Origin of the sequence: Vogesella sp. EB, assembly GCF_001037925.1 — a bacterium.
GTDB classification, from domain to species: domain Bacteria; phylum Pseudomonadota; class Gammaproteobacteria; order Burkholderiales; family Chromobacteriaceae; genus Vogesella; species Vogesella indigofera.
Window position 1 is genome coordinate 40504 of sequence record NZ_LFDT01000014.1, and the last position, 18511, is coordinate 59014.

Sequence of the window (18511 nt, forward strand, 5' to 3'; positions counted from 1 at the left end):
CCCCGGCCGGGGTGACCGTTCAGTCGTTCAGCCGCGCACCAGACGCCAGCCACGCTGCCCCGCCGTCACCAGCAACAGCGCCAGCGCCCCGGCGACGATGCCGGTCAACGCGTCCAGCACCGTCGGCGTCAGCAGCGCCAGCGTGCGCCCCACCAGCGGCAGGTTGCCGGCGATGGCGGTGGTCTGCTCGATGGCGTGGTGCAGGAAGGACAGGCCGTGGGTGAGGATGCCGCCGCCGACCATGAACATCGCGGCGGTGCCGACGATGGCCAGCGTTTTCATCAGGTAGGGTGCGGCATTGAGCATCAGCGCGCCCAGCCATTGCAGCGCGATGCTGTCCTTGCCTTTGAGGTACAGGCCGCCGTCGTCGAGCTTGACGATGCCGGCCACCAGGCCGTAGACGCCGACGGTCATGATCAGCGCGATGCCGGACAGCACTGTCAGCTGCGACAGGAACGGCGCTGCCGCCACCGTGCCCAGCGTGATGGCGATGATCTCCGCCGACAGGATGAAATCGGTGCGGATCGCACCCTTGATCTTGTCGCGCTCGAATGCCAGCATGTCGGTGGCCGGGTCGCTCAGCGCCGCCGTCAGCGCCTGGTGGTGCGCCTCGTCTTCCGCCGCGCTGTGCAGCAGCGGGTGCGCCAGTTTCTCGAAGCCCTCGAAGCAGAGGTAGGCACCGCCCAGCATCAGCAGCGGCGTGATCAGCCACGGCGCCACCACGCTGATCAGCAGCGCCGCCGGCACCAGGATCAGCTTGTTGCGCAGCGAGCCCATCGCCACCGCCCACACCACCGGCAGTTCGCGCTCGGCGTGCACGCCGGCCACCTGTTGCGCATTGAGCGCCAGATCGTCGCCCAGCACGCCGGCGGTCTTTTTGGCGGCGACCTTGGTCATCACCGCCACGTCGTCGAGCACGGTGGCGATATCGTCAATCAGGGTTAACAGGCTTGCTCCTGCCATCGTCGGCTCCTGCCGCCTCGCGCAGGCGGGCGGTCGTCAGTAAATGGGGGAAAATCGGCAGGCATGGTAGCAGTTTTCCGTGACCGGCCCCATCACCAATCTGCACGCCGGCGTGCCGAAACGTGGCCAGCCACGGCGCCAGGCCCTACACTGGCGGCTGTCACTCAACGGAATCCGATCATGTTCTTGCGTTCCCTGCTCCTGGCCAGCCTGCTGCCGGCCCTCACCGGCTGTGCCGTGATTGCCGTCGCCGATGCCGCCGTCACCGTGGTGGCCACCACCGTCAAGGTCGGCGCCACCGTGGTCGGTGCCGCGGTCGATGTCACCGCCGCCGGCGTGCGCGCCGCCACCAAGGACGACGAGCCGGCACCGGCCAAAGCGGCAAGCGATGCCGCCTGCCCAGCAGCGGGACCGTGCCCGTAAACCGGCACCACCACGCACCGCAGCCATGAAAAAACCCCGCCGTCTCCGGCGGGGTTTTGCTTGCGTGGCGGCCAGGGTTGGCCGCAGGCGCGCGCTTACTCGTACTCTTCAACCGACGGGCAGCTGCACACCAGGTTGCGGTCGCCGTACACGTCGTCGATGCGGTTCACGCTAGGCCAGAACTTGTTGTCCAGTACGTACGGCAGCGGGAAGAACGCTTCTTCGCGGCTGTAGGCACGCGTCCACTCGCCAGTGATGTCGGCCTTGCTGTGCGGCGCGTTGACCAGCGGGTTGTCGTTCAGCGGCCAGACGCCGTTCTGCACCTTGTCGATCTCCTGACGGATGGCGACCATGGCGGCGATGAAGCGGTCCAGCTCGGCCTTGGATTCCGATTCGGTCGGCTCGATCATCAGCGTGCCCGCTACCGGGAAGCTCATGGTCGGCGCGTGGAAACCGTAGTCCATCAGGCGCTTGGCGACATCCACTTCGGTGACGCCGGAGGCGGCCTTCAGCGGACGCAGGTCGATGATGCACTCGTGCGCGACACGGCCGTTGGCGCCGGTGTACAGCACCGGATAGTGCGCCGACAGGTTCTGCATCAGGTAGTTGGCGTTCAGCAGTGCCATTTCGGTGGCGTGCTTCATGCCTTCCGCGCCCATCATCGCGATGTACATGTAGGAGATCGGCAGGATGGAGGCGGAGCCGAACGGCGCGGCGGAAACCGCGCTCTGGCCGGCCACCGCGCCCGGCACTTCCGACACCACGTGGTTGGCCATGAATGGCGCCAGGTGCGACTTCATGCCGATCGGGCCCATGCCCGGGCCGCCGCCGCCGTGCGGGATGCAGAAGGTCTTGTGCAGGTTCATGTGCAGCACGTCGGCGCCGATGTCAGCCGGACGGGTCAGGCCCACCTGCGCGTTCATGTTGGCACCGTCCATGTACACCTGGCCGCCGTTGGCGTGGATCAGGGCGCAGATTTCCTTGATGCCTTCCTCGAACACGCCGTGGGTGGACGGATAGGTGATCATCAGCGCGCCAAGGTTGGCCGCATGCTGCTCGACGCGGGCCTTGAGGTCGGCCATGTCCACGTTGCCGTTGTCGTCGGTCTTCACCACCACCACCTGCATGCCCAGCATCTGCGCGGTGGCCGGGTTGGTACCGTGCGCCGATTGCGGGATCAGGCACACGCTGCGGTGCGCTTCGCCACGGCTGGCGTGGTAGCGGCGGATCGCCAGCAGGCCGGCGTATTCACCCTGCGCGCCGGAGTTCGGCTGCATCGAGATCGCGTCGAAACCGGTGATCGCCAGCAGCTGCTGTTGCAGGCCTTCGATCATTTCCAGGTAGCCAACGGCCTGGTCGCGCGGGGCGAACGGGTGCATGTTGGCGAATTCCGGCCAGGTCACCGGGATCATCTCGCTGGTAGCGTTCAGCTTCATGGTGCAGCTGCCCAGCGAAATCATCGAGTGATTCATCGCCAGGTCGCGGTTTTCCAGCTTCTTCAGGTAGCGCAGCATCTCGTGCTCGCTGTGGTGCTCGTTGAACACCGGGTGCGACAGGATCGCCGATTCGCGCTTCAGCGCGGCCGGAATGGCGTCGGCAGCAGCCGCATCCAACGCGGCGATGTCGGCGGCCTTGCCGGTGAACAGCTCGATCAGTTGCGCCAGATCCGCCTCGGTGGCGGCTTCGTGGAAGGCCACGCCCAGCACGCCGTTGCCGGCATCGCGCAGGTTGATGCCGGCGGCCAGAGCCGCGGCGTAAACGTTGGCCGCACGATCGCCCAGCTCAACCTGTACCGTGTCGTAGAAGCGGTCGAATACCAGCTTGCCGCCGGCGGCCTTCACCGCGTGGGCGAAGATCGCCGCCAGACGGTGGATGCGGGTGGCGATGCGCTTGACGCCTTCCGGACCGTGGTACACCGCGTACATGCCGGCCATATTGGCCAACAAAACCTGACTGGTGCAGATGTTGGAGTTGGCTTTTTCGCGGCGGATGTGCTGCTCGCGGGTCTGCAGCGCCATGCGCAGCGCGGTCTTGCCCTTGGCATCGATGGACACGCCGATGATGCGGCCGGCCGCGGAACGCTTCATGTCGTCGCGGAAGGCGAAGTAGGCAGCGTGCGGGCCGCCGAAGCCCATCGGCACGCCGAAGCGCTGGGTGTTGCCCACCGCCACGTCGGCGCCCATTTCGGCCGGCGATTTCAGTGCCACCAGCGCCATCACGTCGGCAGCCACGATGGCCACCGCGCCACGGGCTTTTGCCGCAGCGATGTACGGGGTCAGGTCCAGCAGTTCACCGGATTCGCCCGGGTACTGGAACAGCGCGCCGAAGTAGTCGCCGTTGCCGGCTTCTTCCGGATGGCCCAGCACCAGCTCGAAGCCGAAGTATTCGGCGCGGGTCTTCAGCACGTCCAGCGTCTGCGGCAGCACGCGGCTATCGACGAAGAACTGTTCGGACTTCACTTTCGACACACGGCGCGCCAGCGTCATCGCTTCGGCGGCGGCGGTGGCTTCGTCCAGCAGCGAGGCGTTGGCCAGTTCCAGACCGGTCAGGTCGATCACCATCTGCTGGAAGTTGAGCAGCGCTTCCAGGCGGCCCTGGGCGATTTCGGCCTGGTACGGGGTGTAGGCGGTGTACCAGCCCGGGTTTTCCAGCACGTTGCGCAGGATCACGCCTGGCACCTGTACCGGGTAGTAACCCAGACCGATGAAGGACTTGTTGACGATGTTCTTGCTGGCGACGGTTTTCAGTGCCGCCAGTGCGTCGGCTTCACGCATCGCCGGCGGCAGGTCCAGCGCGCGGTTGAAGCGGATGCCGGCCGGCACGGTCTGTGCCACCAGGTCTTCGACGGAGCTGACGCCGATGGCGGCCAGCATGTCGGCTTTTTCGGATTCGCACGGGCCGATGTGGCGGGCGATGAATTCTTGATGATTGAAGAGTTGCGAGAGCGACATGTCTTCGATTCCGTTTGCTAAATAAGCCACGAAACACACGGAAGGACACGGGGCAGGCAGGCTGCCGGTGGGACGTGTGTTTCCGTGTGGTCCGTGGCTAAAAAACAAAAAGCCCTACTGTCTGACGACAGCAGGGCTCGTTCATCAGGCGCCGATTTCGGCAGCGTAAGTCGCTGCGTCCAGCAGGCCGTCCAGATCAGCGGCGTTGGCCGGCTTGATCTTGAAGAACCAGCCAGCGGCGTACGGCTCGCTGTTGGCCAGCTCCGGGTTGGCTTCCAGTTCGGCGTTCACTTCCAGGATTTCACCGGCGATCGGCGCGTACACGTCGGAAGCGGCCTTCACCGATTCCACCACACCGGCTTGCTCGTCGGCCGCCAGGTTGGCGCCAACGGCTGGCAGCTCGACAAATACGATGTCACCCAGCAGCTCTTGTGCGTGCTCGGTGATGCCTACGGTTACGGAGCCGTCGGCTTCCAGGCGCAGCCATTCGTGGCTGGATACGTATTTCAGTTCGGCAGGAATGTTGCTCATGGTTTCTCTCCAGAAAAATGCGTTGTCATGGTGTGGATCGGGACTGCCTCGGCTCGCCCCGTCGTTATACACCAGCTTATTCAAAAACTTTCTTGCCGTTGCGCACGAACGGCATTTTCACCACACGCACGTCGGTCAGCGTGCCGCGCAGGTCAACCTGGGCGGTGGCGCCGGTGGCAGCCGGGACGCGGGCGATGGCGATGGAGTGTTTCAGGGTCGGCGAGAAGGTGCCGCTGGTGATGATGCCTTCGGCACCGTCGACCACGACCTTCTGGCCTTCGCGCAGCACGCCGCGGCCTTCCAGCACCAGACCGACCTGCTTCATCGGGACGCCGGCGGCTTTTTGCGCGGCCAGTGCCTTGCGGCCGATGAAGTCGCGCTCTTCCGGGTTCCAGGCGATGGTCCAGCCCATGCCGGCCTGCAGCGGCGACACGGTTTCGTCCATGTCGTGGCCGTACAGGTTCATGCCGGCTTCCAGACGCAGGGTGTCGCGCGCGCCCAGACCGATCGGCGCCACGCCGGCGGCTTTCAGTTCGTTGAAGAAGGTGATGGCCTGATCGGCCGGGATCATGATTTCGAGGCCGTCTTCACCGGTGTAGCCGGTGCGGGCGTAGAACCAGTCGCCGGACGGCAGACCCTGGAACACTTTCAGTGCCTGGATCTGCTCGGCCAGGGCTGGCTTCACGCTGCACACCTTGGCAATCGCGGTCGGGCCTTGCACGGCCAGCATGGCCAGGTCGCGGCGCACTTGCAGCTGCACGTCGAAACCGGCGGACTGCTTGTCCATCCACGCCAGGTCTTTTTCGGTGGTGCCGGCATTGATCACCATGCGGTAGCCGGTGGCGGTCAGGTACACGATCAGGTCGTCGACCACGCCGCCATCGTCGTTGAGCATGCCGGAGTACAGCGCCTTGCCTTCGAAGCCGAGCTTGGCCACGTCGTTGGCGATCAGCTTTTGCAGCCAGACCTTGGCGTCGCTGCCACTGATATCGACCACGGTCATGTGCGACACGTCGAACATGCCGGCGTCACTACGCACGATCTCGTGCTCTTTCAGCTGCGAGCCGTAGTGGATCGGCATTTCCCAGCCGGCGAAATCAACCATCTTCGCGCCGGAAGCGACGTGGGCATCAAATAAAGGGGTACGTTTCGGGGCCGTCATTGCAAGTCCTTAGGAGTGAGATTTGTCCCTACCTCACACCCCTCTGTCCCTGCACCTGAGATTTTCCGGCATTGCGCCGTTAGCCCCTTCGGTGGGCGCTGTACGCGCCGCTCTCCAGATTCTGCGGGCCGGTTACGGCCCGATTCTTGCAGTCCTTTTGCCTGAGCGATTGCGGGTGCACTTGCGCCTTCGGCGGCGGCGTCCGGTTTGGTCCGGCGCGGCTCTCTCCTGCGGAATGGGCGCATTATCAGCGCAGCCATGGCGCTTGGCAAGTCGGGTTTTGCAACAGGATCAGACACTTGGCGCAAAGAAGGTTGGCCGCAACGCCGGAAGGGCTTTGCGGCCAACCTTTTAGCGGCGTTTTATGCTTTTACGATATTTTCACGCAGTTGCCACAAATACACCGGCAGCCCGGCCAGCAGCAACAGCACGCCCCACATCACCACCTCGGCACCGGAGCCAAAAATGGTCCACAGCGCGAACACGAAGCCGCCGCCGGAGAACGCCAGCGGCGCCAGCCAGTCGCGGGGATGGAACTGGCGTTGGCGCTGCAGCATCACCGCCAACAGCGCCATCGCGCAGAACGCGTACGGCAGCAAGGTGGTGGCGGTGGCCAGCAAAATCACGAACTCGAAGATCTGCACCCCGCTGTCGCCGCCGGCGTACTTGCACGCCAGCAGGATGGTGACCAGCAGCGTGGACAGCAGCAGGCCGACGATGGGCACGCCGGCCGCGTTCTCGCGCTTGAAGAAGGCCGGGAACAGCTTGTCGCGCGCGGCGGCGGCCGGGATGTGGCCCTGCATCAGGCACCAGCCGTTGAGCGCGCCAAAGCAGGAAATCACCGCACCGAGGCCGACGGCGTAGTACGCCCAATCGCCCCACAGGCTGCGCGCGGCATCGGCAAACGGTGCCGCCGATGCGGCCAACGTCGCCGCCGGCATCAGCCCCTGCAACGCGACAGTGCTGGCGATGTACAGCGCGGCGGCAAGCAGCGTGCCCAGCACCGTGGCGCGCGGGATGGTGCGCTCCGGCCGCTCGACGTCACCGGCCGGCACCGACGCCGACTCCAGCCCGAGGAAGGCCCACAGCGTCAGCGCCATGGTCGCCGGGATCGCCTCCGACAGCGGCTTGTGCTGCGGGTTGAACACGACAAAATCGGGGTTGAGGTACAGCAGGCCGGCGACGGTGACCCCGGCCAGCGGCAGCAGCTTGATCAGGGTGGTGACGATCGCCACCCGGCCGGAGCTTTGCGCGCCGCGACTGTTGATCCACGTCACCAGCCAGATCAGGCCGATGGCGGTGGCGCCGGCGGCGAGGTTGCTGTCGTTCAGCTGCGGGAAGAACACCCCCAGATAGCTGACGCCGGCCACGGTCAGCGCGGCATTGCCGGCCCACAGCGCGATCCAGTAGCCCCAGGCGATGAGGAAGCCGGCGAAATCGCCGAAGCCTTCGTGGATGTAGGCATACGGGCCGCCGGCCTTGTGCGGCAGCAGCGTCGCCAGCCGCGCGAACACCAGCGCGAGGCAGATCGCGCCCAGCGAGGTGATCACCCAGCCGATCAGCGAGGCGCCGCCGTACTGCGCCAGCGACGCCGGCAGCAGGAACACACCGGAGCCGATCATGTTGCCCACCACCAGCGCGGTGCACATCCAGATGCCGAGTTTGCCTTTGGCGGCGGTTTGCGGAGCGTGACTCATGCAGCCCTCCTTGCGGAAGAACGCTGCGATAAACGGGAAAACGGGCACGGCGCGGCGGCCGTGCAAGCGATGAAATCCTGCATGATTATTCGAGGGTCCTGAATGGGCGGCGCGGCCGCTTTGCTCTGTCTGCGTGCCGCCGCCTGGCAGCGGCACCCTGGCAACCTGTTCCGGTTGCTCTGTCATGACAAACGGGCCTCGAAAGAGGCCCGTCTGGCGAAAGGGTGGCGATTGTATACCAAGTTCACTATGCAATGACGATAGGTCCCGCCGGCACCCGCGCCAGCTGCCAGTGGCCGCGCGCCCACTGCCACAGCTCGGCCACGTCGCCCGCCTCCGCTGGCGGCGCATGCCCCAGCCGCGTCAGCGCCTGCCGCAGCCCGGCGGCGGCCGACCTGGCGTCGATCGCCGGCGCCAGCGTCTGTTTCGACAGCTTCTCGCCGGCGGCGTTGACCATCAGCGGCAGGTGGCAGTGCGTCACCGCCGGCCCGCCCAGCTTCTGCCGCAGCCACAGCTGGCGCGGCGTGGACACCAGCAGGTCGGCCCCGCGCACGATGTCGGTCATGCCCTGCGCGATGTCGTCCACCACCACCGCCAGCTGGTAGGCCCAGAAGCCGTCGGCGCGCAGCAGCACGAAATCGCCGATCTCGCTTTGCAGATGCTGGCCGTACTCGCCCTGCAAGCGGTCGTGAAACACGGTCAGGCTGTCGTCCACCCGCAGCCGCCACGCGCGCGCGCTGCGCCCCGGCGCCACGCCGTGACGGCAGGTGCCGGGATAGACCATGCCGTCGGCGCCGTGACGGCCGGCGGCGGCGATCTCCTTGCGCGTGCAGGCGCAGCCATAGGCGTCACCCTGCGCCACCAGCTGCGCCAGCGCCGCGCGATACCGCTCGTGGCGGTCGTGCTGGTACACCAGCTCGCCGTCCCACTCGAAGCCGAAGGCCTGCAGCGTACGCAGGATGGCGTCGGCGGCGCCGGGCATCTCGCGCGGCGGGTCGAGGTCCTCCATGCGCAGCCACCACTCGCCGCCGTGGCGCTTGGCCTCCAGATAACTGCCGACTGCGGTGGTCAGCGAGCCGGCGTGCAAGAGGCCGGTGGGGCTGGGCGCAAAGCGGCCGCGATAGGGCAAAACGGGAACGGGAGCAGTGACGGACATGGCAGGAGCAGCGAAAATAGGGAGAGACGACTAAAATGTTGACTAAACGACTCAAGCATTACCCCGGACACCCACATCCATTAAAAGGAGCGCGCCCAGATGACGCACGTTGTAACCGAAGCCTGCATCAAATGTAAATACACCGACTGCGTCGATGTCTGTCCGGTGGACTGCTTCCACGCCGGCCCCAACTTCCTGGTGATCGACCCCGACGAGTGCATCGACTGCACGCTGTGCGTGGCAGAGTGCCCGGCAGAGGCGATCTTCGCCGAGGAAGACCTACCGTCCGACCAGCAGGACTTCATCGCCATCAACGCCGAGCTGACGCCGCTGTGGCCGGTGCTGTCCGCCAAGATCGACGCGCTGCCCGACCACGCCGACTGGCTGCCGGTGAAGGACAAGCGCCACCTGCTGGAACGCTGAACGGCAGCACGCCGGTGAGTCGCCGCTGCGGCCAACGTTGGCCGCAGCCGGCCGCGCCATGCGACAATGGCCGGCCATTTCCTTAACCTGACACCGCCATGTCCGATCATCCTGCCGCCATCCTGTTGATGGGCCCCACCGCCTCCGGCAAGACCGGCCTCGCGCTGGCGCTGGCCGAGCGTTTCCCGGTCGAAATCATCAGCGTCGATTCCGCGCTGGTCTACCGCGACATGGACATCGGCACCGCCAAACCGACGGCGGCGGAGATGGCGCAGTGCCCGCACCACCTGATCGACATCATCGACCCCACGGACGCCTACTCCGCGGCGCAGTTTCACGCCGACGCCAACCGCCTGATCGCCGACATCAACGCCCGCGGCAAGCTGCCGCTGCTGGTCGGCGGCACCATGCTGTATTTCAAGGCGCTGACCGACGGCCTGTCCGACCTGCCGCAGGCCGATCCGGCGCTGCGCCAGCAGCTGGAAGCCGACGCCGCCCGCCTCGGCTGGCCGGCCATGCACGCGCGTCTCGCTACCCTCGACGCCGTCACCGCCGCCCGCCTCGCCCCCAATGACTCGCAACGCATCCAGCGCGCGCTGGAAATCTGCCTGCTCAGCGGCGAGACCATGTCGGCGCTGCTGGCACGCGGCCGCGACGACGCCGCGCGCGGCAACCTGCTGCGGCTGGCACTGAATCCGGACGAACGCAGCTGGCTGCACCAGCGCATCGCGCTACGCTTCCACATCATGCTGGAGCAGGGTTTCCTCGACGAGGTCAGCCGCATCCGCGAACGTTGGCCGCAGCTGTCGCTGGAGCTGCCGTCGATGCGCTGCGTCGGCTACCGCCAGGCGTGGGAATACCAGGACGGCCTGTACGGCCACGCCGAATTCGTCGAGCGCGGCATCGCCGCCACCCGCCAGCTGGCCAAGCGCCAGATCACCTGGCTGCGCAGCATGGCGGCAGACAACCTGAACCTGGCCGCCGACCACGACGACATCCTGAGCCCGGCCTGCCACGCCATCGAACACTGGCTGGCAGCGCAGCGGCAGGACTGAGCGGCGACCGTAGTTAGAACCGCTAACAAAACCTCGCAGAGCACCTGAGCCAAGGCGCGCCGACGCAGACAGTACAAGTCGTACGGCAAGGAGGCGCAACGCAGGATCAGGGGGTTTGTTAGCGGCTCTTAGTCCGCCGCCAGCAAGGCCAGCGCCTGCTCGGTCGTCAGCACCCGCGCATACTCGCCATCCAGATTCGCCAGCGCCATCGCGTGCACCTCGTCCGCGCTGCGCGGCCTGCCGTGGTAGTCAGCCTTGGCGAAGGCGAAGGTGGCGTCGCTGACCACCAGCGTGTCGAAGCCGAGATTGCCGGCGCTGCGCGCGGTAGATTCCACCGAGTTGTTGGTGCTGACGCCAACCAGCAGCAGACGGCGAATCCCGCGCACGTGCAGCCCGCGCTCCAGCGCGCTGTGGGTGAAGGCATCGGGCACGTTCTTCTCGAACACCATCTCGCTGTCCAGCGGCTGGAAAGCCGGCTGGAACGCGGCGGCGCTCTGGCCGGGCCAGAACAGCGAGCCCGGCGTGCGCGACATGTGGCGTACGTGGATCACCGGGTGACCGCCGGCGCGCCAGGCGGCGAGCAGGCGCGCGATATTAGCCTCCGCCAGCGGGTTGTTGCGCTCGCCGGCCTGCGGCAGCGCCATCGCCTGCTGCATGTCGATGATCAGCAAGGCCGGAATCTGTGTTGTCATTATCGGTTTTCCGTGATTAAAAATTTCGCGGCCAAACCTGGCCGCGCTTCGTTCAGGACGGCTGCACCCAATCCTGCCGCAGCAAGGAAAACGCCAGCAGGTCATGATATTGGCCGAGCCAGAATCCGGCCTCGCGCAAACGCCCTTCCTGCACAAAGCCCAAGCCCTGCAGCAGGCGGATGGACGGCAGATTGTCCGGGTGGACCTGGGCCTCGATACGGTTAAGCGCCATGTTCGCAAAGCCCCAGTCCAGCGCCAGCTGCAACGCCTCGCGCATCATGCCCTGCCCGCGATAAGCCGGTGCCAGCTCGTAACCGAGCGTGCAACTGCGCCAGCCACGATTCCACTTGAACAGGCCGCAGCTACCCGCCAGTTGCTGATCGGCCCGCGATTCGACAGCCCAGCGCAGCCACGGATTGGGCAGCTGCTGCCAGCCGATAAAGACCGCCACCTGCGCCTCGGCCTGTGCCAGCGTCTGCAGCGGCTCGGAGCCAAACCATTGCATGGACACGGCATCGCGGTAGATATCAAACAGTGCCGGTGCATCCTGCGGCCGGAATTCGCGCAACGTCAGCCGTGCGCTCTGCAGCGCGGGGAAAGCGCTCATTCCGGCGCCTTGCTGTCCAGCCAGATGGTGACCGGGCCGTCGTTGACCAGCGCCACCTGCATGTCGGCGCCGAACACTCCGGTCGGCACCGGCTTGCCCAGCGCCGCGCCCAGCAACTGCACGAATTCGTCGAACATCGGCGACGACTGCTCCGGCCGCGCTGCACGACTGTAGCCGGGGCGATTGCCCTTTTTGGTGGTGGCGAACAGGGTGAACTGGCTCACCGCCAACACCTCGCCGCCGCAGTCGAGCAGCGAACGGTTCATCACGCCGTCGTCGTCGTTGAAAATGCGCAGCTGGCTGATCTTCTTCACCAGCCACTCGCTGTCGGCGCGGCTGTCCGGCGCCTCGATGCCGACCAGCAGCAACAGCCCGGCCCCGATCGCGCCGGTGACCTGGCCGTCGACGGTGACCGACGCCTCGCGCACTCTTTGTACCAATACTCGCATCATCCCTCCTGAAAAGCGTTTCGGCTCTGCGTTACAATCCCTGCCATTGCGCGTGACAAGGATTGCTATGTTAATGCTTATTTCTCCGGCGAAAACGCTGGATTTCGACACCCCGCCGCGGACGGTACCGTACACGCAGCCGGATTTCCTCGATCACAGCATGGCGCTGATCCGCGTGCTGCGCGACAAGTCGCCGGCCGATATCGGCCAGCTGATGGACATCAGCGATGCGCTGGCGCAACTCAACGTTGGCCGCTACCACGACTGGCAGCCGGATTTCACGCCGGACAATGCCAAGCAGGCGGTGCTGGCGTTCATGGGCGACGTCTACGAGGGGCTGAATGCGGCGTCGCTGAATGCGGCCGAGCACGACTACCTGCAGCGCCACCTGCGCATCCTGTCCGGGCTGTACGGCCTGCTGCGGCCGCTGGACCTGATGCAGCCGTACCGGCTGGAGATGGGCACCCGCCTCGCCAATCCGCGCGGCAAGAACCTGTACGAGTTCTGGGGCACGCTGATCACCGAGGCGCTGAATCGCGAGCTGGCGAAGGAGGCGGCGCCGGTGCTGGTCAACCTCGCGTCGGATGAATACTTCAAGTCGGTGAAGCCGAAGCTGCTTGACGCCAGCGTCGTCACCCCGGTGTTCCAGGACCTGAAGAACGGCCAGTACAAGATCATCAGCTTCTACGCCAAGCGCGCGCGCGGGCTGATGGCACGCTGGGCGACGCAGCGGCAGGTGACAGACGCCGAGCAGCTGAAGGCGTTCGACAGCGAGGGCTATGCCTTCGTGCCGGAGCTGTCCGATGCCCAGACCTGGCTGTTCCGCCGCGACCCGGCAGCGCAATAAGCTGAGTGGGAAACGACGCAGGAAACCACGCGGCCACCCGCTTGCGGCCAACGTTGGCCATGCGCGGCAACGCGAAAGGAGTCCCCGATGCAAGGCAGCTGCCTGTGCGGCACCGTCCGCTATGAAATCGACCGGCTCGACGCGCCGATCACGCATTGCCACTGCCTGACCTGCCAGAAGGCGCACGCGGCGGCATTCGCCAGCACCGCCGGCGTGCTGCGCCAGCACTTCCGCTGGCTGGCCGGGCAGCAGGCGCTGGGCAGCTATGAGTCGTCGCCCGGCAAGCTGCGCCACTTCTGTACGCGCTGCGGCAGCCAGCTGGTGGCGGAGCGCGCCGGCCAGCCGCACGTCATCGTGCGCGTGGCGACGCTGGACGACGACCCCGGCGTCAGCCCGCAGCAGCACATCTGGTGCAGTCACGACCGGCCGTGGCTGGCAAGCGGCGGCCAGCCACAGTTTGCCGAATGGCAACCGGGCCGCGAATGACGGTTGCGGCCAACGTTGGCCGCAAGCGCAGCCGGCGTCAGCCGTGCACCGCGTTGTCCAGCACCGCACCGCGGGCGAAGGCCTGCACATTGCCCAGCGTGGTGCGGGCGATATTGTCCAGCGCCTCGCGGGTGAGGAAGCCCTGGTGCGAGGTAATCAGCACATTGGGGAAGGTCAGCAGCCGCGCCAGCTGGTCGTCCTGCAGCCCGGCCTCGGACAGGTTTTCAAAGAACACGCCCTCTTCCATCTCGTAGACATCCAGCCCCACCCCGCCGAGGCGGCCATCCTTCAGCGCCTCGATCAGCGCCGGGGTATCGATCAGCCCGCCGCGGCTGGTGTTGATCAGCAGCGCGCCGCGCTTCATCTGCGCCAGGGTGATGGCGTCGATCAGGTGCCGCGTCGCCGGCAGCAGCGGCAGGTGCAGACTGACGACGTCGGATTCGGCCAGCAGCGTGGCGCGGTCGACATAGCTGAAGCCGAGCTGATTGGCCAGCAGCCGGTCCTGCGCCACGTCGTGAGCCAGCACGCGCATGCCGAAGCCGCGGGCGATGCCGATCGCCGCCTCGCCGATGCGGCCGGTGCCGATCACGCCAAAGGTCTTGCCGTGCAGGTCAAAGCCGACCAGCCCGTCCAGTGAAAAGTCCATCTCGCGCACCCGCACGTAGGCCTTGTGAATGCGGCGGTTGACCGCCAGCAGCAGCGCAAACGCGTGCTCGGCCACCGCGTGCGGCGAATACGCCGGCACCCGCACCACGCGGATGCCGTGCCGGCTACAGGCCGCCACATCGACACCGTTGAAACCGGCGCAGCGCAGCGCCACCAGCCGCGTACCGCCGGCGGCCAGGCTTGCCACCACCGCCGCGTCCAGCCGGTCGTTCACGAACGGACACACCACCTCGAAGCCGGCGGCCAGCGCCACGGTGTCGCCATTGAGACGCGGCTCGAAAAAGCTCAGCGCAAAACCGTAATCATGATTTGCTAAGGTCAGCGCCTGACGATCGTATTGCTTGCTATCGAAAACGGCGATTTTCATGTGCGGTCTCTCCATGCTGTATCGGATTCGATACAAATCTGCCGTATCAAACGGCACCATTCATTAAAAGCCACTGCAATAACCCCGATGATTTTAAACAGGAAAATCAGAGTCGCGCAGCCTTGATCCAGATCAAGCGGATAAATGGCACGCTTCATGACGTGGTTATACCATGCGTGGCTTGCAGCGTTATCCACCTCCACGATTGCCTAGCCGTCTCAGTGTCCGAATCATGAAAAAGAATCTGCCAGTCCATGATATTGAAGTGCCGTTTACCAGCGGCCTCATTGTTACCCAAACCGATCTCAAGGGCAGCATCACCTACGCCAACGACAGCTTCGTCCAGCTGTCCGGCTTCAGCCGCGAGGAGTTGCTCGGCCAGAACCATAACATCGTGCGCCATCCGGACATGCCACCGGTGCTGTTCGAGGACCTGTGGCAGACGGTGAAGCGCGGCGACTGCTGGCGCGGCCTGGTCAAGAACCGCTGCAAGAACGGCCACTACTACTGGGTCGACGCCTTCGTGGTGCCGGTGAAGGAACGCGGTGCCGTCCGCGGCTACATGTCGGTGCGCAGCCCGGCGCGACCGGAGGCGGTACGCGAGGCGAAACTGCTGTATCCGCAATTGATGCAGGGCAAACCGCTAGCCAAGGCCAAGGCGCCCGGCCGCATGCTGGCCTGGTTCCGCCGCATCCATGTCGCCCTGAGCACGGTGCTGGTGCTTGGCGCCGGCGTGCTGACCGGCGGTGTCGCCGGCGGCGTGATCATCGGTGCCAGTGCATTGTCGACGCTGGGCTGGCTGCTGGCGGAAAAACACCGCCGCGACCACCAGCAGCACCTGCTGGACAGCTGCATGAACATCTCCGAAGGTCGCCTCACCAACGAGCTGGCCATCAACCGCGCCGGCGAACAGGGCAAGCTGGAAACCGCGCTCGCCTACATGCAGGTACACCTCAAGGTAATGCTGGACGAGCTGCAGATGACCGCGCGCGCGCAGGCCGAGGAAACCATGCACATGCAGCAGCGCATCGCCGAGCTGTTCAACCGCATGGCCGCCGGCAACGAAAGCGTCAGCCAGATCAGCAGCGCGGTGGAAGAACTGTCCGCCTCCATCGAACAGGTGGCCGGCCACGCCGAGGAAACCGCCCGCCTCAGCATCGACACCAGCAGCAGCGTGGCGCAGAGCAATGCCGACATGAACACCTCGCAGCAGCGCACGCTGGCGGCGAGCCAGTCGGTGGAGCAGGCGCAGCACATCATCACCGACCTGGCCAGCGCCATCGACAGCATCACCCAGGTGACGCAGACCATCCACGACATCGCCGACCAGACCAACCTGCTGGCGCTGAATGCGGCGATCGAGGCGGCGCGTGCCGGCGAATCCGGCCGCGGCTTCGCCGTGGTCGCCGACGAGGTACGCAAGCTGGCGGAACGCACCAGCCTCAGCACCGACCAGATCAAGCAGCTGATCCACAATGTGCGCGAGGCGGCCAACAGTACCGTCAGCGCCATCGCCACCATCACCGAGCAGACCCGTGCCGGCGCCGAGGCGCAGCTGCGCACCACCGCCAAGCTGCAGGGGGTGCAGGACAGCTCGCACAGCGTCAACCAGATGATGCAGGCCATCGCCGGCACCAACGCGCAGCAGTCTGCCGCCGCCGCCCACCTCGCCGAGCGCATGGCCCACATCGCCGAGCAGTTTGCCGAGTCGCACCAGCACATCCGTTCCGCCAATCACGGCATCGAGAAACTGGCCGACCAGGCGGCGCGGGTCTCGGCGCTGGCCGCCCACTTCGAGGTAGAAGCGGACACCCAGCCCGCCTGAACCCGGCGCGCACACCCGCTACCGCTTGCGGTAGCGGGTTTTTTGCGTACAAAAAGCCGTTGCCATTACCTTTGCCGCTGTCAGATACTAGCTTGTCATTGATATCCGACATTAAACGAAGGGAACAACATGTCCGTACTGAAAGAGTTTCGCGAGTTTGCCATGCGTGGCAACGTCATCGATCTGGCCGTTGGTGTCGTCATCGGCGGTGCTTTTGGTACCATCGTCAAGTCGCTGGTTGATGACGTAATCATGCCGCCGATCGGCCTGCTGATCGGCAACGTCGACTTTGCCAACCTGTTCTTCGTGCTGAAGGAAGGCGCCAAGGCGGCACCGTACGCGTCGGTGGCGGCGGCGAAGGAAGCTGGCGCGGTGACGCTGAACATCGGCCTGTTCATCAACGCGCTGGTCAGCTTCACCATCATCGCTTTTGCCATCTTCATGCTGATCAAGACGTTGAACAAGCTGCAACGCCCGGCGCCGGCGGCACCGGTGGAAGTCACCACCAAGGAGTGCGGCTACTGCCTGTCCAGCATTCCGCTGAAGGCGACGCGCTGCCCGCACTGCACCTCGCAACTGGGCTGATCCGGCCCGGGGTTGGCCGCAACGCTTGCGGCCAACCTTGAAGCGCCTGCCACCATCGCGTACAATCCGCCTCGTCCTGAGGGAGTAGCCGCTCTGCATTACTGACAGAGGCTTGCGTCAACACACTTGGTTCGCCGGGCAATCCGGCAGCACCATGGCGCAAACAGCCGCAAGGCCTGGCAAGACTCATGATTTTCCGGTGCGTAGCGGGGGCTGCGGCAGCGGAGAATCATGTTGTCCGCGCAGCCCCCCGGATCATTTCATGGAAGCCTTCCTGCTCTCTACCGGCATCGTCGCCCTGGCCGAAATCGGCGACAAGACCCAGCTGCTCGCGCTGCTGCTCGCCGCCCGTTTCAAGAAACCGCTACCCATCATCGCCGGCATTTTCGTGGCCACCGTGCTCAACCATTTTGCCGCCGCCTGGCTCGGCCAGATTGCGTCGGCCTACATTACCGACAACCTGCTGCGCTGGGTGCTGGGCATCTCCTTCATCGCCATGGCGCTGTGGATGCTGATTCCGGACAAGCTGGATGACGACATGCCGCTGCTGGACCGCGTCGGCGTGTTCGGCGCCACCGTGATCGCCTTCTTCATGGCCGAGATGGGCGACAAGACGCAGATCGCCACCGTGGCGCTGTCGGCCCGCTTCGACGCGCTGCCGGCGGTGGTGATGGGCACCACGCTGGGCATGATGATCGCCAACGTGCCGGCGGTACTGCTGGGCGAAGTGGCGGCGCGCAAGCTGCCGGTGGCCACCGTGCACCGCATTGCCGCCTGTATCTTCGCGGTACTGGGGGTGGTCACCCTGGTCGGCTTCTAAGCCGCCGCGCCGCCATAAAAAAAGCCGGATCACTGCTCGTGATCCGGCTTTTTGCCATTAGCGTCAGCGCTGGCGTCCTTCGCGGATGCCGGCACGCAGCGTCGCCATCTGCTGCCGGAAATGGCGGCAGTTCTGGCACAGCAGCAGGTGGAACTGCAGGCTGACCTGTTCATAGCGGCTGAGCTTGCGATCCATGGCGTCGGAGATCAGCCGGCTGGCCTCGCGGCAACTGAGCATCATGCGTTTTCCCCCTGCAGCCAGCGCAGCTGCAAACATTCGCGCAGGCTCATCCGTGCGCGATACAGCATCACCGAACAGTTGGTCGCGCTGATCTCCAGATTCTGACAAATTTCGCTGATTTCCATGTCCAGCACCTCGCGCATGGCAAACACCAGCGCGGTGCGCCGCGGCATCGCCTCGGCACAGCGCGCGTACACCTGCCAGAACTGGGCGGCCAGCAGCGACTGTTCCGGCGCGCCCCAGGCGCTGACCTTTTCCTGCCAGTGGCCGCTGGCGCTGAACAGGCCGTCCAGGTCGCTGTCGTCGAGATCCTCGGACAGGTCGGTGGCCACCTCGCGGTGCTGCTTGCGCACGATGTCGATCAGCTTGAAGCGCAGGATGGACGTCAGCCAGGTGCGCAGGCTGGCCTTGCCGGCAAAGCGCTCGCGCGCCTCCAGCGCCGCCAGCAGCGCGTCCTGTACCGCGTCCTCGGCGGCGGCACTGTCGCGCAGCTGTGCCAGCGCAAAGCGCAGCAGGTAGGGCCGTTCGGCCTCGATCTGTTCAACACTGGGCGGCATGCCGGCTCC

20 protein-coding genes and 3 riboswitches are annotated in these 18511 nt (G+C 65.7%); of the genes, 8 read left to right on the forward strand and 12 right to left on the reverse strand.

Annotated elements, in window-relative coordinates:
• Positions 1-27: 27 nt before the first annotated feature.
• A complete protein-coding gene (locus tag ACG97_RS09885) occupies positions 28-963 on the reverse strand; it encodes a DUF808 domain-containing protein (protein ID WP_047967187.1) in 936 nt (311 codons plus the stop codon).
• Between the two features lie 180 nt (positions 964-1143).
• Between ACG97_RS09885 and ACG97_RS09890 the strand changes: the two genes are divergently transcribed.
• Positions 1144-1386 (forward strand): hypothetical protein, encoded by a 243-nt coding sequence (locus ACG97_RS09890; protein WP_047967188.1) that lies wholly within the window; start codon positions 1144-1146, stop codon positions 1384-1386.
• A 95-nt stretch (positions 1387-1481) separates the two neighbouring features.
• Here the strand turns inward: ACG97_RS09890 and gcvP are convergent, their stop codons facing one another.
• The 5 genes from gcvP to gluQRS form a co-directional block, all read right to left on the reverse strand.
• A complete protein-coding gene (gene gcvP, locus ACG97_RS09895) occupies positions 1482-4337 on the reverse strand; it encodes an aminomethyl-transferring glycine dehydrogenase (RefSeq protein ID WP_047967189.1) in 2856 nt (951 codons plus the stop codon).
• Positions 4338-4481: 144 nt separating this feature from the next.
• A complete protein-coding gene (gene gcvH / locus ACG97_RS09900) occupies positions 4482-4868 on the reverse strand; it encodes a glycine cleavage system protein GcvH (protein WP_047967190.1) in 387 nt (128 codons plus the stop codon).
• 76 nt (positions 4869-4944) lie between these two features.
• A complete protein-coding gene (gene gcvT / locus ACG97_RS09905) occupies positions 4945-6030 on the reverse strand; it encodes a glycine cleavage system aminomethyltransferase GcvT (protein WP_047967191.1) in 1086 nt (361 codons plus the stop codon).
• Between the two features lie 33 nt (positions 6031-6063).
• Positions 6064-6158: riboswitch (glycine riboswitch) on the reverse strand.
• Between the two features lie 11 nt (positions 6159-6169).
• Positions 6170-6271, reverse strand: a riboswitch (glycine riboswitch).
• Between the two features lie 121 nt (positions 6272-6392).
• Positions 6393-7727 (reverse strand): amino acid permease, encoded by a 1335-nt coding sequence (locus tag ACG97_RS09910; protein ID WP_047967230.1) that lies wholly within the window; start codon positions 7725-7727, stop codon positions 6393-6395.
• Positions 7728-7974: 247 nt separating this feature from the next.
• Positions 7975-8883, reverse strand: a complete 909-nt coding sequence (gluQRS, locus tag ACG97_RS09915; protein WP_047967192.1) for a tRNA glutamyl-Q(34) synthetase GluQRS — start codon at positions 8881-8883, stop codon at positions 7975-7977.
• A 99-nt stretch (positions 8884-8982) separates the two neighbouring features.
• Between gluQRS and fdxA the strand changes: the two genes are divergently transcribed.
• Both fdxA and miaA read left to right on the forward strand, forming a co-directional pair.
• A complete protein-coding gene (gene fdxA / locus ACG97_RS09920; RefSeq protein ID WP_047967193.1) occupies positions 8983-9306 on the forward strand; it encodes a ferredoxin FdxA in 324 nt (107 codons plus the stop codon).
• Between the two features lie 98 nt (positions 9307-9404).
• Complete coding sequence (miaA, locus tag ACG97_RS09925; protein WP_047967194.1) at positions 9405-10361, forward strand: tRNA (adenosine(37)-N6)-dimethylallyltransferase MiaA; 957 nt, start codon at positions 9405-9407, stop codon at positions 10359-10361.
• Between the two features lie 128 nt (positions 10362-10489).
• Here the strand turns inward: miaA and ACG97_RS09930 are convergent, their stop codons facing one another.
• The 3 genes from ACG97_RS09930 to dtd are packed head-to-tail and all read right to left on the reverse strand — an operon-like array spanning position 10490 to position 12109.
• Complete coding sequence (locus tag ACG97_RS09930) at positions 10490-11053, reverse strand: cysteine hydrolase family protein (protein ID WP_047967195.1); 564 nt, start codon at positions 11051-11053, stop codon at positions 10490-10492.
• 52 nt (positions 11054-11105) lie between these two features.
• Positions 11106-11660 carry a GNAT family N-acetyltransferase gene (locus ACG97_RS09935; protein ID WP_047967196.1) on the reverse strand — a complete coding sequence of 185 codons (555 nt, stop codon included), beginning with the start codon at positions 11658-11660 and terminating at the stop codon, positions 11106-11108.
• Positions 11657-12109: a D-aminoacyl-tRNA deacylase gene (gene dtd / locus ACG97_RS09940; protein WP_047967231.1), complete on the reverse strand. Its 453-nt coding sequence runs from the start codon at positions 12107-12109 to the stop codon at positions 11657-11659. The genes ACG97_RS09935 and dtd overlap by 4 nt, the downstream gene beginning before the upstream one ends.
• 67 nt (positions 12110-12176) lie before the next feature.
• Here dtd and yaaA point away from each other — a divergent pair, with 67 nt between their 5' ends.
• Positions 12177-12956, forward strand: a complete 780-nt coding sequence (yaaA, locus tag ACG97_RS09945) for a peroxide stress protein YaaA (RefSeq protein ID WP_047967197.1) — start codon at positions 12177-12179, stop codon at positions 12954-12956.
• 87 nt (positions 12957-13043) lie between these two features.
• Positions 13044-13442, forward strand: a complete 399-nt coding sequence (locus tag ACG97_RS09950; protein ID WP_047967198.1) for a GFA family protein — start codon at positions 13044-13046, stop codon at positions 13440-13442.
• Positions 13443-13479: 37 nt separating this feature from the next.
• Here ACG97_RS09950 and ACG97_RS09955 read toward each other — a convergent pair whose 3' ends face one another.
• On the reverse strand, positions 13480-14475 hold the full coding sequence (locus ACG97_RS09955; protein WP_047967199.1) for a 2-hydroxyacid dehydrogenase: 996 nt from the start codon (positions 14473-14475) through the stop codon (positions 13480-13482).
• 232 nt (positions 14476-14707) lie between these two features.
• On the opposite strand from ACG97_RS09955, the gene ACG97_RS09960 reads away from it, so the two are divergent.
• The 3 genes from ACG97_RS09960 to ACG97_RS09970 all read left to right on the forward strand — a co-directional run bounded on the left by ACG97_RS09960 (position 14708) and on the right by ACG97_RS09970 (position 17705).
• Complete coding sequence (locus tag ACG97_RS09960) at positions 14708-16300, forward strand: PAS domain-containing methyl-accepting chemotaxis protein (protein ID WP_047967200.1); 1593 nt, start codon at positions 14708-14710, stop codon at positions 16298-16300.
• 129 nt (positions 16301-16429) lie between these two features.
• Positions 16430-16885 carry a large-conductance mechanosensitive channel protein MscL gene (mscL, locus tag ACG97_RS09965; protein ID WP_047967201.1) on the forward strand — a complete coding sequence of 152 codons (456 nt, stop codon included), beginning with the start codon at positions 16430-16432 and terminating at the stop codon, positions 16883-16885.
• Between the two features lie 67 nt (positions 16886-16952).
• Positions 16953-17095, forward strand: a riboswitch (yybP-ykoY riboswitch).
• A 52-nt stretch (positions 17096-17147) separates the two neighbouring features.
• On the forward strand, positions 17148-17705 hold the full coding sequence (locus ACG97_RS09970; protein WP_047967202.1) for a TMEM165/GDT1 family protein: 558 nt from the start codon (positions 17148-17150) through the stop codon (positions 17703-17705).
• Between the two features lie 63 nt (positions 17706-17768).
• Here the strand turns inward: ACG97_RS09970 and ACG97_RS17605 are convergent, their stop codons facing one another.
• Both ACG97_RS17605 and ACG97_RS09975 read right to left on the reverse strand, forming a co-directional pair.
• Entirely contained in the window at positions 17769-17945 is a 177-nt protein-coding gene (locus ACG97_RS17605) for a zf-HC2 domain-containing protein (RefSeq protein WP_202902739.1), read from the reverse strand.
• Positions 17942-18502 carry a sigma-70 family RNA polymerase sigma factor gene (locus ACG97_RS09975; RefSeq protein WP_047967203.1) on the reverse strand — a complete coding sequence of 187 codons (561 nt, stop codon included), beginning with the start codon at positions 18500-18502 and terminating at the stop codon, positions 17942-17944. The genes ACG97_RS17605 and ACG97_RS09975 overlap by 4 nt, the downstream gene beginning before the upstream one ends.
• Between the last annotated feature and the right edge of the window lie 9 nt (positions 18503-18511).